The following is a 15041-nucleotide window of genomic DNA, read 5'->3' on the forward strand; positions in this document are numbered from 1 at the left end:
GCGGCAACACACGGGACACGGCCGCGACCCACCCCGCCCCTAATTTCTGTCGCGCGACAGAAATGACCGAGGAGCCGGAGGAACCGCGATGGCGACAGCGACCACCCACGGAGCACGCGATCACGCCCGCGCCCAGCAGGGGACCCGCGCCGAGGCCATGCCCGTCGTCCCCGCGGACGACTGGCCGACGCCGCCGCCCGGGGCGGGCCCCCTCGTCTGGGCCGAGACCGTGGCGGGCGGCAACTACACGCACAAGGTGCTGGCCCGGGGCACCGAACTGCGCCTGACCGACCTCACCGGCGACGCCTGCGCGCACCTGCTGCTGTACGTCGCGGACCGGCCCTGGGAGCGCCTGAACGTCGCCGACACCGTCAAGGTCCAGTGGAACGCCTACCTGGGCGAGGGCCGGCTGCTCCTCTCCGACCAGGGCCGGGTGCTCGCCTCGGTGGTCGCCGACACCTCGGGGCGGCACGACGCCCTGTGCGGCACCTCCACCCTCGTACGCAACACCGAACGCTACGGGGACGGGACCCCGCAGTCCGCGTCCCCGGCCGGCCGCGAGCTGTTCAAGCTGGCCGCCGCCAAGAACGGGCTCGGGCCCCGCGATCTGCCGCCCTCGCTCTCCTTCTTCCAGGGCGTGGAGATACGCGACGACGGCTCACCGGCCTTCACCGGCTCGGCCGGACCCGGCGCCGCCGTCACCCTGCGCGCCGAGATGGACCTCACCGTGCTGATCGCCGACGTGCCCCACCCGGCCGACCCGCGCCCCGACTACACCAGCGGCCCGCTGGAGGTGCTGGCCTGGCGCGCCCGGGCCACCGCGGCCGGCGACCCGCTGTGGGAGGCCACACCCGAGGGCCGCCGCGCCTTCCTCAACACCGCCGAATTCCTTGCCACGAGGGGACTCGCATGACGCACGTCACCGTCCCGGCCCGCGCCGCCTGGTCCGCCGTCGTCCGCGCCGGCCGTACGCTCACCGTCACCGACCTGCACGGCAACCAGGCCGTCGACTTCCTGGTGTACGACGCCGCCGACACCGCCGTCCGCTACAGCGCCCCCGACACGATCCAGGCCCAGGGCAACATCTTCCTGACCACGGGCAGCGTCCTGATGTCGAACGAGCACACCCCGCTGATGACCGTCACCGAGGACGAGGTCGGCCGGCACGACACGGTCGGCGGCGCCTGCTCCAAGGAGTCGAACACCCTGCGCTACGGCCACCACACCTGGTCCCAGCACGCCTGCGTCGACAACTTCCTCGCCGAGGGCGCCCGCTACGGCCTCGGCAAGCGCGACCTGGTGTCGAACATCAACTGGTACATGAACGTGCCGGTCGAGAAGGACGGCACCCTCGGCATCGTCGACGGCATCTCCGCCCCGGGCCTGAAGCTGACCCTGCGCGCCGAACGCGACGTGATCGTGCTGGTCTCCAACTGCCCCCAGACCAACAACCCGTGCAACGGCTTCGAGCCCACCGCGGTCGCCATGACGATCGGGGACCCCGCATGAGCTTCGACACCCTGCTGGTCGCCAACCGCGGCGAGATCGCCGTCCGGATCATCCGCACGGCCCGCGAACTGGGCCTGCGCACCGTCGCCGTGTACTCCGACGCCGACCGCGCCGCGCCCCACGTCCGCCTCGCCGACGAGGCCGTGCGGCTCGGCCCGGCCCCCGCCAAGGAGTCCTACCTCGACGGCGACCTGGTCCTGAAGGCCGCCAAGGACACCGGGGCCGGGGCCGTCCACCCCGGCTACGGCTTCCTGTCCGAGGACGCGGCCTTCGCCCGGCGCTGCGAGGACGCCGGGATCGTGTTCGTCGGACCGACCCCGGAGCAGCTCGAGCTGTTCGGCGCCAAGCACACCGCGAGGGCGGCGGCCGAGGCCGCCGGGGTGCCGCTGGCCCCCGGCACGGGGCTGCTCCCCGGCCTCCCCGAGGCACTGGAGGCGGCTGGCCGCATCGGCTACCCCGTGATGCTCAAGGCCACCGGCGGTGGCGGCGGCATCGGCATGTCGGCCTGCCGGTCCGCCACCGAACTGACCGAGGCCTGGGACCGGGTGCAGCGCGTCGCCGCCGCCTCCTTCTCCTCGGCCGGGGTCTTCCTGGAGCGCCTGGTCGAACACGCCCGCCATGTCGAGGTGCAGGTCTTCGGCGACGGGCAGGGCCGCGTCGTCACCTTCGGCGACCGCGACTGCTCGCTCCAGCGCCGCAACCAGAAGGTCCTGGAGGAGGCGCCCGCGCCGGGCCTTCCCTCCCCCGTCCGCGAACGACTCGCCTCCGCCGCACGCGAGTTGTGCGCCTCGGTCGGCTACCGCTCGGCCGGGACCGTCGAGTTCGTCTACGACGCCGCCCGCGAGGAGGCGTACTTCCTGGAGGTCAACACCCGCCTCCAGGTGGAACATCCGGTCACCGAGGAGATCTACGGCGTCGACCTGGTCGCCTGGATGCTGCGCCTGGCCCGGGGCGAGCGGGACGTCGTACGGGACCCGGGGGCACCCCGCGGTCACGCCGTCGAGGCGCGCGTCTACGCCGAGGACCCCTCCCGCGAACACCGGCCCAGCGCGGGCCTGTTGACACGGGTGGAGTTCCCCGCCGGGGTCCGCGTGGACGGCTGGGTCGAGACCGGCACCGAGGTGACCACCTCCTACGACCCGATGCTCGCGAAGGTCGTCGCGTACGGGAGCGACCGCGCCGAGGCCCTGGAACGCCTCGACCGGGCACTGGCCGCGACCCGGGTGGACGGGATCGAGACCAACCTCGGCCTGGTACGGGCCGCGCTCGCCGAACCCTCCTTCCGGGTGGCCGCGCACTCCACGGCCACCCTGGCCGGCGTGAGCGACCCCACCCCGCGCGTCGAGGTCGTCTCCGGCGGCACGCTCACCACCGTGCAGGACTGGCCCGGCCGCACCGGCCACTGGCAGGTCGGGGTACCGCCCTGCGGCCCGATGGACGACCTCTCCTTCCGGCTCGGCAACCGCGCCCTCGGCAACCCCGAGGGCGCGCCGGGTCTCGAATGCACCTTGCAGGGACCGGCGTTGAGGTTCACCCACGCCACGACGGTCTGTGTCACGGGCGCTCCCGCACAGGTCACCGTGGACGGGTCCGCCGTCGCCCGGTGGGAGCCGGTGACCGTACCGGCCGGGGCGGTCCTGGAGATCGGGGCGCCCGCCGGGCCCGGCCTGCGCACCTACGTCCTGTTCGCGGGCGGCGGCCTGGACGTGCCCGCCTTCCTCGGCAGCGCCTCCACCTTCACCCTCGGCCGCTTCGGCGGCCACGGGGGCCGCGCCCTGCGCACCGGCGACGTCCTGCACGGCGGCACGGCCACCGGCACCGGAACGCCCGTACCGCCCGCCGAACGCCCCGGCCTCACCACCGAGTGGCACATCGGCGCCCTCGAAGGACCGCACGCCGCACCGGAGTTCTTCACCGAGGACGACATCCACGACTTCTACGCCGCCGACTGGAAGGTCCACTTCAACTCGGCCCGCACCGGAGTGCGGCTCGTCGGACCCAAGCCCCGCTGGGCCCGCGCCGACGGCGGCGAGGCCGGCCTGCACCCCTCCAACATCCACGACACCCCCTACTCGGTCGGCGCCGTCGACTACACCGGCGACATGCCGGTGCTCCTCGGCCCCGACGGGCCCTCCCTCGGCGGCTTCGTCTGCCCGGCGACCGTCGTCAGCACGGAGCGCTGGAAGCTCGGCCAGCTCCGCCCCGGCGACACCGTGCGCTTCGTACCGCTCGCCGACGACGGCTCCGCACGGCCACCGATCGTCGACGGAGGCGTTCTCGCCCGGGACGGCGACGTCACCTACCGCCGCAGCGGCGACGACAACCTGCTCGTCGAGTTCGGCCCCATGCAGCTCGACCTCGCCCTGCGGATGCGGGTCCACGCGCTGATGGAGGCCGTGGCGGCGGCCGGTCTCGACGGCGTCACCGACCTGACCCCGGGCATCCGCTCGCTCCAGATCCAGGCCGACCCGGGCCGGCTCCCCCAGCGCGAGCTCCTGGACACCGTACGGCGCACGGTCCGCGCCCTGCCCCCGACCGACCGGCTCGTCGTCCCCTCCCGCACCGTCCACCTCCCGCTGTCCTGGGACGACCCGGCCACCCGCGAGGCCATCGCCCGCTACATGGCCGGGGTCCGCGACGACGCCCCCTGGTGCCCGTGGAACATCGAGTTCATCCGCCGCGTCAACGGCCTGGACTCGGTGGACGACGTGTACCGCACCGTGTTCGACGCCGAGTACCTGGTCCTCGGCCTCGGCGACGTCTATCTGGGCGCGCCGGTCGCCACCCCGCTCGACCCGCGCCACCGGCTGGTCACCACGAAGTACAACCCGGCCCGCACCTGGACCGCCGAGAACTCGGTCGGCATCGGCGGCGCCTATCTGTGCGTCTACGGCATGGAGGGCCCCGGCGGCTACCAGTTCGTCGGCCGGACGACCCAGGTGTGGTCGCCCTGGCAGCAGCGCGGCGCGTTCGAGCCGGGCTCGCCCTGGCTGCTGCGCTTCTTCGACCGGATCAAGTGGTACCCGGTGGAGGCGGACGAACTCCTGGAACTGCGGGCCGACATCGTCTCGGGCCGTTTCGTGCCGCGCGTCGAGGAGGGCACCTTCTCGCTCGCCGCGTACGAGGCCTTCCTCGCCGAGAACGCCGAGGCGATCGCGGAGTTCCGGTCCCGGCAGGGCGAGGCGTTCTCCGCCGAGCGGGACGCCTGGGAGGCGGCGGGCGAGTTCGCCCGCGCCGAGGCGGCGTCCGCCCCGCCCGCACCGGCCGTCGAGGTGAGCGTCCCCGAGGGCGGCCGGCTGATCGAGGCCGAGTTCGCCGCGTCGGTGTGGCAGCTGAACGTGGCACCGGGCGAACGGGTCACGGCGGGGCAGCCGTTGCTCGCCCTGGAGGCGATGAAGATGGAGTCACGCGTCCCCGCCCCCGTCGACGGCGTGGTCCGGCAGATCCTCACCCGCCCCGGCGACCAGGTGGAGGCGGGCACGGCCCTGCTCGTACTCGCTCCCCCGGAACCCCCGACCCCCTGACCCCCGACCCCCGCCCCTCGTCTCCTGCCCCGGCCACCGCCCCCCTCACCCGCGCCTCGCCCACCCCGCTCCAGCCCAGGGCCCGCCCGCTCGCCTCCCGTCTCCGCCCGCACCGGTCCAGCCGCGGCCCCCGCCCAGGCCGCCGCCGCACCGGCCCACACCGGCCCGACCGGGGTCCCGCGCCTCGCCCGCCCCGGCCCAGCCCCGGGCCCCGACCGCTCACCCCCATCTCCCCGTCTCCGCCCGCGTACGACCTCCGTCACGAGGAGTCCCGATGTCCGCCCTCACCCGAGTCCGCCTGGCGTACGCCCGTATCGAGGCCGTGGACCGGCCCGAGATCTGGATCGATCTGCGCCCCCGGGAACAGGCCGAGAGCGAGGCCCGTGCCGTGGACGAGCGGGTCGCCGCCGGCGAGCGCCTCCCGCTCGCCGGCCGGGTCCTCGCCGTGAAGGGCAACATCGACGTGGCCGGCCTGCCCACCACCGCCGGATGCCCGGCCTACGCCTACACCCCGGAAGCCGACGCGCCCGCGGTCGCCCGGCTGCGCGCGGCCGGAGCCGTCGTGCTCGGCACCACCAACCTCGACCAGTTCGCCACCGGCCTGGTCGGCACCCGCTCCCCCTACGGCGCCGTCCGGGGCGCCCTCGACCCGGAGCGGATCAGCGGCGGCTCCAGCTCGGGATCGGCCGTGGCCGTGGCCCTCGGCATCGTCGACCTGGCGCTCGGCACGGACACCGCCGGCTCGGGCCGCGTACCCGCCGCGTTCAACGGCGTCGTCGGGCTCAAGCCGACCCGCGGCCTGGTGCCCACCACCGGCGTCGTCCCGGCCTGCGCCTCCCTGGACTGCGTCACCGTGTTCGCCCGTACCCTCCCGGAGGCCGAGCAGGCCCTCGACCACCTCACGTCCCCCTCCGGACGCGCACTGCCGCCCCTGACACAGCGCCCGCCGGGCCCCTGGCGCGTCGCCGTCCCGCCGACGGCACAGCTCGGCGAACTGGACGAGGGCTGGGCGGAGGCGTACGAGGCGGCGGTGCGCCGACTCGTCGCGGCCGGGGCCGACGTGCGCACCCTCGACCTCACCCCGTTCACCGAGGCCGCCGCGATGCTCTACGAGGGCGCCTTCGTCGCCGAGCGCTACACGGCGGTGGGGAGTTTTATCGACAAACTGATCTCCGAGGGAGGTGCCGGGCTCGACCCGACCGTCGCCGGGATCATCACCCGCGCCCGGGACATCCCGGCCCACCGGCTCTACGCCGACCAGGAACGGCTGGCCTCGCTGCGCGCCCGGGCGCTCGCCGAACTGGCCGACGCCGACGCGCTGCTCCTGCCCACCGCGCCCGGCCATCCCACGCTCGCCGAGGTCGCCGCCGACCCGCTGGGCGCCAACGCCCGCCTGGGCCGCTTCACCAACTCCACGAACCTCTTCGACCTGGCGGCCGTCGCCGTCCCGGCCGGGCGGACACCCGCGGGACTCCCCTTCGGCGTGATGCTGATCGGCCCGGCGTTCACCGACGAACGGCTCGCGCGGATCGCCTGCTCGCTGGAACCGGGGACGAGCCTCGCCGTGGTGGGGGCGCATCTGTCCGGCCAGCCGCTCAACCCGCAGTTGCTGTCCCTGGGCGCCCGCCTCGACCGTACGACCACCACCGCCCCCGTCTACCGGCTGCACGCCCTGGACACCAGCCCGCCGAAGCCGGGGCTCGTCCATGTCGGCGCGGGCGGCGCCGCCGTCGAGGCCGAGGTGTGGAGCCTGCCCGCGGACGGCCTCGGCCGCCTGCTGGCGGCGCTCCCCCGCCCGATGGCCCTGGGCAGCGTCGAACTGGCCGACGGCACCCACGTCCCCGGGTTCCTGTGCGAGCCCGGCGCACTGGCCGAAGCGCCCGACATCACGTCCTACGGCGGCTGGCGCGCGTACCTCGGCCGCTGAGACAGGTGCGGCCGGTGCCGTGCCCGCTCCCCGGACGGGGAGAGCGCACGCCACCGGCCGCACCGGCTCGGCTCCACGACGGCCGGGCCGGGACCTGTCGGCCCCTCGGCAGGCCTCAGCCCACCGAGGAGTAGGCCACCACCCCGCGCAGCAGGGCGTCGACCGCCTTGCGGGCGTTCTTCGCGACCGTCGACCTCTCGCCGCCCGAGACGGGCGCGGCGGCCGCGATCTGGCCGAGGACGTCGATGACCTGCTTGCACCAGCGCACGAAGTCACCGGCGGGCATCTCGGCCTCGCGCAGCACCTCGTCCAGGCCCTTGCCGGACGCCCACTCGTGGGCGGCCCAGGCGAAGCCGAGGTCCGGCTCGCGCTGGCCCACGCCCTCCGTCTGGTTGATCCGGAAGTCCTCCTCCAGCGCGTCCAGCCGGCCCCAGATGCGCACCATCTCGCCGAGCGCGGCCTTGGCCTTGCCGGAGGGCACCTTCGGCGCCATCGCGTCGTCCGCCATCCGGGACTCGTACACCAACGCCGAGACGCAGGCGGCCAGTTCCGCCGGGGAGAGCCCGTCCCACACTCCGGCGCGCAGGCATTCACTGGCCAGCAGGTCGAGTTCGCCGTACAGCCGGGCGAGCCGCTTGCCGTGCTCGGTGACCTCGTCGCCGCGCAGGTAGTCCAACTCGGTGAGCAGGGCGACGATCCGGTCGAAGGTACGGGCGATGGTGTTCGTCCGGCCCTCGATCCGGCGCTCCAGCTGCGAGGTGTCCCGCTTGAGCCGGTGGTAGCGCTCGGCCCAACGGGCGTGGTCCTCACGGTCGTTGCACCCGTGGCAGGGGTGCGCGCGGATCGCCGTGCGCAGCCGGGCGATCTCACGGTCGTCGGCGGCCTCGGAGCGCCTCTTGCGGTGCCGGTCCGGGACGATGTGCCCGGCCTTGGTGCGCAGGGCGGACGCGAGGTCCCGACGGGACTGCGGCGAACGCGGGTTGAAGGACTTGGGGATCCGCATCCGGTCGAGCGCCTCGACCGGCACTGGGAAGTCCATCGAGGCCAGCCGCTTCACCTGGCGTTCGGCGGTCAGCACCAGCGGGCGCGGGCCGTCGTGCTGCTCGAAGCCCCGGTGGCCGTTCGAACGGCCCGCGGGCAGCCCCGGGTCCAGCACCAGCGCGAGTCCCGCGTACTTGCCGGTGGGCACGTGGATCACGTCACCGGGCTTCAGCTTCTCCAGGGCGACGGCCGCCTCGGCGCGGCGCTGCGACACTCCCTGCCGGGCCAGTTCGGTCTCGCGGTCCTTGAGTTCGCGCCGCAGCCCCATGTACGCGTCGAAGTCCCCGAGGTGGCAGGTCATCGACTCCTTGTAGCCCTCGAGACCTTCTTCGTTGCGCTGCACCTGCCGGGAGATCCCGACGACCGACTTGTCGGCCTGGAACTGCGCGAACGAGGTCTCCAGCAGTTCGCGCGAGCGGTGCCGGCCGAACTGCTCGACCAGGTTCACCGCCATGTTGTACGACGGCTTGAAGCTGGAGCGCAGCGGATAGGTGCGGGTGCCCGCGAGTCCCGCGAGGTGCTCGGGGCTGAAACCGCGCTGCCACAGCACGACCGCGTGGCCCTCGACGTCGATGCCGCGACGGCCGGCCCGGCCGGTCAGCTGGGTGTACTCGCCGGGCGTGATGTCGGCGTGCTGCTCGCCGTTCCACTTGACGAGCTTCTCCAGCACCACCGAGCGGGCCGGCATGTTGATGCCGAGCGCGAGTGTCTCCGTCGCGAAGACGGCCTTGACCAGGCCGCGGACGAAGAGTTCCTCGACGACCTCCTTGAAGGTGGGCAGCATGCCCGCGTGGTGGGCGGCGATACCGCGCTCCAGGCCCTCCAGCCACTCGAAGTAGCCGAGGACGTGCAGGTCCTCGTCCGGGATGGAGGCGGTGCGCTCCTCGACGAGTTCACGCACCCGCGCACGGGCCGCGTCGTCGTTCAGCCGCAGGCCGGCGTACAGGCACTGCTGCACGGCGGCCTCGCATGCGGCGCGGCTGAAGATGAACGTGATGGCGGGCAGCAGCCCCTCGGCGTCGAGCCGCTCGATGACCTCGGGCCGGCCCGGCGTCCAGATCCGCGAGCGCTGTCTGCGCTCGCGCTCCCGGTCGGCCTCGCGCATCGCGCGGCCCCGTCTGCGGTCCTGGTACGAGGGACGGCTCGCCTCCATGCGCGCCATGCGCGTGAGGTCGGGGTTGACGGCCCTGCGCTGGCCCTCGCCCTCCTCGAAGAGGTCGTACATCCGCCGTCCGGCCAGCACGTGCTGGAACAGCGGGACGGGCCGGTGCTCGGAGACGATCACCTGGGTGTCACCGCGCACGGTGTCCAGCCAGTCACCGAACTCCTCCGCGTTCGACACGGTCGCCGACAGCGACACCAGGGTCACCGACTCCTGGAGGTGGATGATCACTTCCTCCCAGACGGCGCCGCGGAAGCGGTCGGAGAGGTAGTGCACCTCGTCCATCACGACGTAGCCGAGACCGAGGAGGGTGTTCGAGCCCGCGTACAGCATGTTCCGCAGGACCTCGGTGGTCATGACGACCACCGGTGCCTCGGAGTTGACGCTGTTGTCACCGGTGAGCAGGCCGACCTTGTCCGCGCCGTAGCGGCGGCACAGGTCGGCGTACTTCTGGTTGGAGAGCGCCTTGATCGGCGTGGTGTAGAAGCACTTCTTGCCCTGCTGGAGGGCGAGGTGGACGGCGAACTCGCCGACGATCGTCTTGCCCGAGCCGGTGGGCGCGGCCACCAGCACGCCCTTGCCCGCCTCGAGCGCCTGGCAGGCCTCGATCTGGAAGGGGTCGAGGCCGAAGTCGTACATCTCGCGGAAGGACGCGAGCGCGGTGGCCTGCTCGGCAGCGCGCCTGCGCGACGCCGCATACCGCTCGGCCGGTGAGAGGTCCTCTGTCATCGTGCTTTCGAGACTACCGGGAGGCACTGACACAAGGACGATCATTATCCGGATCAGCGGCCGTGAAACCCCGGATCCCCGCAGCTCAGGGAAGTGCGACGCGCACGGCTGCCCGTATGCACTCCGCGGTCAGCGGCAGCGGCCCGAGCTGCTCCCCGTCCGCGTAGCCGGTGACGCCCTCGGCGAGGAGTTCGACGCGGGAGGCCCGGTGCACGCTCACCACGGGATGGCCGACGTGGGTGCCCCGGTAGACCCGGGGGAAGATCTTGAGCAGCGTCGCGCGGCTGCAGTCGCCGACGACGGTGATGTCGAACAGCCCGTCACCGAGGCTCGCGCCGGGACAGATCTTCATGCCGCCGCCGTACGACGGTCCGTTGCCGACGGCAACGAGCGTCGCCTCGACCTCCCGCGTCTCCCCGCCGTCCAGCGTGATGCGGTACGGGAGGGGCCGGAAGGCGGCCAGTTCGGCGACCATGGCGACGTCGTACTTGAAGCGGCCGACGGGCAGGCGCATCCGGTTCCCGCGGTCGTTGACCCGGGAGTCGAACCCGGAGGCGAGGACGGTGCCGAACCAGGTGCCGTTCACCCGGCCCAGGTCGACCTCGCGCAGCCGCTCGCCCTTGAGCGCCTCGGCGATCATCCGTCCCGCCGCCGCGGGGTCGCTCACGGGCAGGCCGAGGGCCCGCGCGAAGTCGTTGCCGGTCCCGGCGGCGACCAGGCCGAAGGGGGTACGGGTCCCGGCGACGGCCTGGAGGGCCAGGTTCGCCATGCCGTCCCCGCCGACCGCGACGAGGGCGCCGGTACCGCCGGCGACCGCCTCGCGGGCCCGCGCGAGGGCGTCCGCCGCGTCCTCGCCCTGGACCGTCTCGACGGAGAATCCCGCGGCGCGCAAAGCGGAAGCGGCCGGCAGCGCCGCTCGGGCGCCCCGGCCGCGTCCCGCGGTGGGGTTGACGAAGAGGGTGATCTCGCTGGTCACAGGGTGACCTTACGAGGTCCCGGGGCGTCGTCAGGTCACGTCGTCATAACCGTTGACCCGGTCCCTGGTCGCCTGCTCCGGAAGGGTCCGGGCGGAACTCACGCTCTCGACGTCGCCGATGTCCTCGGGGGTGAGGTCGAGGTCGGAGGCCTCGTCGTCGGCGGGCCCGGACTCGTCACGCCGGCGCTTGCGCCGGTCGTTGAGCAGCGAGAAGAGGACCGCGCCGAAGTACAGGATCCAGATCGGTCCGGCGAGCGCCAGCATCGTCAGCGGGTCGGTGCTGGGGGTCGCGACCGCGGCGAAGACCGTGATGCCGACGATCATGCCGCGCCACCAGCCGAGCATGCGCCGGCCGGTGAGGATGCCCGTGAGGTTGAGCATCACCAGGAGCAGCGGCAGCTCGAAGGAGAGACCGAAGACCACCACCATGCGCGTGACCAGGTCGAGCAGGTCGTCCAGCGGCAGGAGGTTGTTCACGCCGTTCGGCGTGAACTCCATCAGGACCTTCGCCGTGGTGGGCAGCACCTTGTAGGCGAAGAACGCGCCGCCGAGGAACAGCGGGACGCCGGTGCCGACGAACGCGTACGCGTACTTCTTCTCACTCCTGTGCAGACCCGGGGCGACGAACGCCCAGAGCTGGTAGAGCCAGACCGGCGAGGCGAGCACGACGCCCGCCATGAGGGAGACCTTCAGCGCCAGGGTGAACGGCGCGAGCAGACCGTTGATGGTGATCTGCGCGCACTGGTGGTTCTTGGGCTGCTTCGCCAGCTCGGCGAACGTCTCGGGGCACCCGACGGAGTCCAGGACCGGCTTGGTGAAGAAGTTGATGATGTCGTTGTAGTAGAAGGCGGCGACGATCGTCACGAGAACGATGGCCAGCACCGCCTTCGCGAGCCGGTTGCGGAGCTCGCGAAGATGGTCCGCGAGGGGCATCCGCCCCTCGGGGTCCTTCTCCGTGTTGCGGGCAGACTTGAGCAACCCACATCCTCATCTCGTGCGGCGGGCCGGGTTCGACCGGCCCTGCGTCAGCGCTGGGTCGTGTCCGTCGGCTCGTTGACCGGGCGCGAGCTGGTCACGTCGCCGGGGGCGGCCTGGATCGTGCGCTGAGCCGGGGGCTGTCCGTCGGCGGTGGGCTGCTGGGCCGCCGGGGCCTGGGCGCCGCCCTCTTCCTTCATCGCCTTCGCCTCGCTCTTGAGGATCCGGGCGGACTTGCCGAGGGAGCGCGCCATGTCCGGAAGCTTCTTCGCGCCGAACAGCAGGATGATGACGACGAGGATGAGAATGATCTCGGGAGCTCCGAGCCTTCCGAACATAAGTCTTTACCTTCTCACCGAGGCTGCATGGTCGGGGTGCCGGCCGGCCGATCGGACACGTGTCCGATCACCGTGATGTCAGCGATCGTAGCGCTCAGGGGTGAACACGGGACAATCCCTGTGCGTACTCCCAGTTCGCGGCCCGCGCCTCATTCTCCGGGCCGCGCCCATGAGCGTACCTGGCCCCCGCACCAAGTCGACAGGCTGGCGTGACGCATTACGCATCCATGGAACGACTCATACCGTGTCCAGAGAACGCGCCGCCCCGGCCGCGGCTCTTTCCAGGTCCTCGGAGGCCGCGCCGATACGGCGCGCGGAATCGGCCACCTGGCGGCCCAGGCGCTCCGCTTCCAGGAAGACACGGACGGCGAGCACTCCGAGAACCGTGATTCCCAGGAAGCCCGCGGCGATCGCAAACATCGGCCAGAACATGACGACGACCCTAGAGGGTGGAGTGCAGCCGCAGCGTGCGGACCCCGCCCCCGGTGAGGAGTTCGACGATGCGTTCCCCCGCGGGCTTGCGGACGGCCGACCCGCACGCGGGGCAGGTGAACGAGTAGAACGTCGTACGGCTGCTGGCGCCGATGGCCAGGCGCAGGGCTCCCGGCGTGAGCTCGAAACCGGCCCGGCAGTCGGGACAGGCGGCCTTGAACATCACCTCGACCACCCGGCGCATCCCGGCGAAGGCCGTCCCGACCGACATCTCCGGCCCGCCCGAGGGCGAACCGGCCCGTCCCGGCCTGCCCGCGGACCCCCCGGCCCGTCCCTGCGCTCCCGCCCGTCGCCCGGCCCCCGGCTTCTCGGGGGTACCCGGCCTTCCCTGCGCACCAGACATCGACGACGACCCCAAAGCCCCAGCTCCCGCCCCTCGTACGGTCAGTCCTGGACCCCGGCGAGCCCCTCCGGCCCGTCGTAGGCGGCCAGCGCCTCGCGGGCCGCGCTGCGGGCGCTGTCCGCGAGGGCCTGCGGCGAGACGATCCGGCCGTCACCGCCGAGACGCAGGGCCAGCCGCCGCAACGAGGCGGGATCGGGTGTCCTCAAGGTGATACGCAGCCCGCCGTCCGGCAGCTCATCCGCGCTGTCGTGCGGGTAGTACTCGGCGACCCAGCGCCCGCCGGGACCGACCTCGACGACCACCTCCGGGTCCTCGGCCGCGGGCTGGACGAGCCCCTCGGACAGGTCCCGCAGCTCGACCTCGGGCGGCGCGGACGGCTCGTCCAGGATGCGGATCTCGGCCACCCGGTCGAGCCGGAAGGTACGGCGCGCCTCCGAGCGGCGGCACCACGCCTCCACATAGGTGTGACCGACGCTGACCAGGCGGATCGGGTCGATCTCGCGTTCGCTCAGCTCGTCGCGCGCGGGCGAGTAGTAGCGGATCCACAGCCGGCGCCGCTCGGAGATCGCCCGGTCCACGTCGGCGAAGACGCCGCCCTCGGACTCGAAGGTCACCGACAGCCGGGAGCTGGCCCCCGCCGCCTCGCCCGAGGCGGCCTCCACCTTGGCGGTGGCCCGCAGCAGCGCCTGCCGGTCGCCCTCGCGCAGGCCGGGCAGGGTGGACACCGCGCGGGCGGCCACCAGCAGCGCGGTCGCCTCGTCGGCGGCGATCCGCAGCGGCTCGGCGACGTCGTCGGGGTTGTGCCACCAGATCCGGTCGCCGTCGGTGTCGATGTCGAGCAGGTCCCCGCCGCGGAAACTGGTCCCGCACAGCGGCAGCACGTCGAGGTCGGAGATCAGCTCGTCCTCGGTGATCCCGAAGGCGCGGGCGACGTCACCGACGCGCGCGCCGGGGCGCTCGCGCAGATACGTCACCAGGGAGAGCATCCGCCGGGTCTGGTCGATCGCGTTCGCGGGCCTGGCCGATTTTCCTGCCACTTTCTTACTTTCCCCTCAGCCCTTGGCCACGGCACGCAGCCGGTCGACCACATCGGCCCGCAGTTCGGCGGGCTCCACGACCACCACGTCCGGCCCGAACTCGACGAGCCAGGCGTCCAGACCGTGTCCGTACGGAATCTCCAGCTCGTCCCAGCCGTCGCCCGCCTCGCGCACCGAGACGGCCTTGGCGCGCAGCGGGTAGCCCGCGCCGGAGCGCAGCCGGATCAGCGCGGAGCGGTCGGCGGTCTCCCCCGCCCAGCCCGCCACCGTCTCCCGCACGGTGACGACGTCGGGGACCTCGGCGGTGTACCGGCCCGCGCGGGCCCGGACCTTGCCGGTGATCCGGGAGAGCCGGAAGACGCGCTCGGCGCCGCGGTCGCGGTCCCAGCCCGCGAGGTACCAGTGGCCGCGCCAGCACTCCAGGGCCCAGGGCTCGACGTGCCGGGTCCCGGGCTGCGCGGCGTTGGCCTTGCGGTAGTCGAAGACGACCGGACGCCGGTCGCGGCAGGCGAGCATCAGGGGCTCGAAGGCGGCCTCGTGGACGGGGATGTGCGGCTCGAGGGCACCGTGGGAACCGTAGGGGTCCACGTCCTCGGGCAGTCCCGCGGCCCGCAGCTTCTGCAGCGCGCCGCTCGCGGCGCCCGCCAGCCGGGCCTGCTGCCAGACCTTGGCGGCCAGACCGAGGGCGGCGGCCTCCTCGGCGTCGAGGGTGATCGGCGGCAGGCGGTTGCTGTCGCGGCGGGCCAGGTAGCCGACCTCGCCGTCGAGGTTCTCCACCGTCTCGATGACCAGGCCCAGTTCGCGCAGATCGTCCTTGTCCCGCTCGAACATCCGGTTGAAGCTGTCGTCCGAACCCGCTTCCATGTAGGCCTCGATGGACTCGCGGAGCTCCCGCTTGCTGAGCGGCCGCCGCGTCCCGAGCAGACACAGTGCGAGGTTCATCAGCCGCTCGGCCTTGGCAATGGCCATCGACGCCCTTCCTATGGTG

General features: G+C 73.0%; 12 protein-coding genes. 4 read left to right on the forward strand and 8 right to left on the reverse strand.

What is annotated here, in order from left to right; genetic code table 11:
• The first annotated feature begins 88 nt into the window (after nucleotides 1-88).
• The 4 genes from ACICHK_RS09520 to atzF all read left to right on the forward strand — a co-directional run bounded on the left by ACICHK_RS09520 (nucleotide 89) and on the right by atzF (nucleotide 6960).
• A complete protein-coding gene (locus ACICHK_RS09520) occupies nucleotides 89-913 on the forward strand; it encodes an urea amidolyase associated protein UAAP1 (RefSeq protein ID WP_406836560.1) in 825 nt (274 codons plus the stop codon).
• Nucleotides 910-1509 (forward strand): urea amidolyase associated protein UAAP2, encoded by a 600-nt coding sequence (locus ACICHK_RS09525; protein ID WP_406836561.1) that lies wholly within the window; start codon nucleotides 910-912, stop codon nucleotides 1507-1509. Before ACICHK_RS09520 ends, ACICHK_RS09525 begins: the two co-directional genes overlap by 4 nt.
• Nucleotides 1506-5033 (forward strand): 5-oxoprolinase/urea amidolyase family protein, encoded by a 3528-nt coding sequence (locus tag ACICHK_RS09530; protein ID WP_406836562.1) that lies wholly within the window; start codon nucleotides 1506-1508, stop codon nucleotides 5031-5033. Before ACICHK_RS09525 ends, ACICHK_RS09530 begins: the two co-directional genes overlap by 4 nt.
• A 274-nt stretch (nucleotides 5034-5307) precedes the next feature.
• Complete coding sequence (gene atzF, locus ACICHK_RS09535; protein WP_406836563.1) at nucleotides 5308-6960, forward strand: allophanate hydrolase; 1653 nt, start codon at nucleotides 5308-5310, stop codon at nucleotides 6958-6960.
• Nucleotides 6961-7075: 115 nt separating this feature from the next.
• On the opposite strand, the gene ACICHK_RS09540 is transcribed toward atzF, so the two are convergent.
• The 8 genes from ACICHK_RS09540 to ACICHK_RS09575 all read right to left on the reverse strand — a co-directional run bounded on the left by ACICHK_RS09540 (nucleotide 7076) and on the right by ACICHK_RS09575 (nucleotide 15022).
• On the reverse strand, nucleotides 7076-9937 hold the full coding sequence (locus tag ACICHK_RS09540) for a DEAD/DEAH box helicase (protein ID WP_406836564.1): 2862 nt from the start codon (nucleotides 9935-9937) through the stop codon (nucleotides 7076-7078).
• Between the two features lie 40 nt (nucleotides 9938-9977).
• The gene (locus ACICHK_RS09545) at nucleotides 9978-10868 is read right to left on the reverse strand and encodes a diacylglycerol kinase (protein WP_151468353.1); all 891 of its coding nucleotides are present in this window, start codon (nucleotides 10866-10868) and stop codon (nucleotides 9978-9980) included.
• Nucleotides 10869-10898: 30 nt separating this feature from the next.
• On the reverse strand, nucleotides 10899-11846 hold the full coding sequence (tatC, locus tag ACICHK_RS09550) for a twin-arginine translocase subunit TatC (protein WP_406836565.1): 948 nt from the start codon (nucleotides 11844-11846) through the stop codon (nucleotides 10899-10901).
• A gap of 47 nt (nucleotides 11847-11893) precedes the next feature.
• The gene (tatA, locus tag ACICHK_RS09555; protein WP_151468352.1) at nucleotides 11894-12181 is read right to left on the reverse strand and encodes a Sec-independent protein translocase subunit TatA; all 288 of its coding nucleotides are present in this window, start codon (nucleotides 12179-12181) and stop codon (nucleotides 11894-11896) included.
• Between the two features lie 237 nt (nucleotides 12182-12418).
• On the reverse strand, nucleotides 12419-12613 hold the full coding sequence (locus ACICHK_RS09560) for a hypothetical protein (RefSeq protein ID WP_151468351.1): 195 nt from the start codon (nucleotides 12611-12613) through the stop codon (nucleotides 12419-12421).
• A gap of 10 nt (nucleotides 12614-12623) precedes the next feature.
• Entirely contained in the window at nucleotides 12624-12884 is a 261-nt protein-coding gene (locus ACICHK_RS09565; RefSeq protein WP_103553753.1) for a hypothetical protein, read from the reverse strand.
• 173 nt (nucleotides 12885-13057) lie between these two features.
• Nucleotides 13058-14053, reverse strand: a complete 996-nt coding sequence (locus tag ACICHK_RS09570) for a helix-turn-helix transcriptional regulator (protein WP_406836566.1) — start codon at nucleotides 14051-14053, stop codon at nucleotides 13058-13060.
• A 15-nt stretch (nucleotides 14054-14068) separates the two neighbouring features.
• Nucleotides 14069-15022, reverse strand: a complete 954-nt coding sequence (locus tag ACICHK_RS09575) for a helix-turn-helix transcriptional regulator (RefSeq protein ID WP_406836567.1) — start codon at nucleotides 15020-15022, stop codon at nucleotides 14069-14071.
• Nucleotides 15023-15041 lie beyond the last annotated feature (19 nt).

The sequence above is a fragment of the Streptomyces sp. AHU1 genome, assembly GCF_045343905.1.
GTDB classification, from domain to species: domain Bacteria; phylum Actinomycetota; class Actinomycetes; order Streptomycetales; family Streptomycetaceae; genus Streptomyces; species Streptomyces triticiradicis.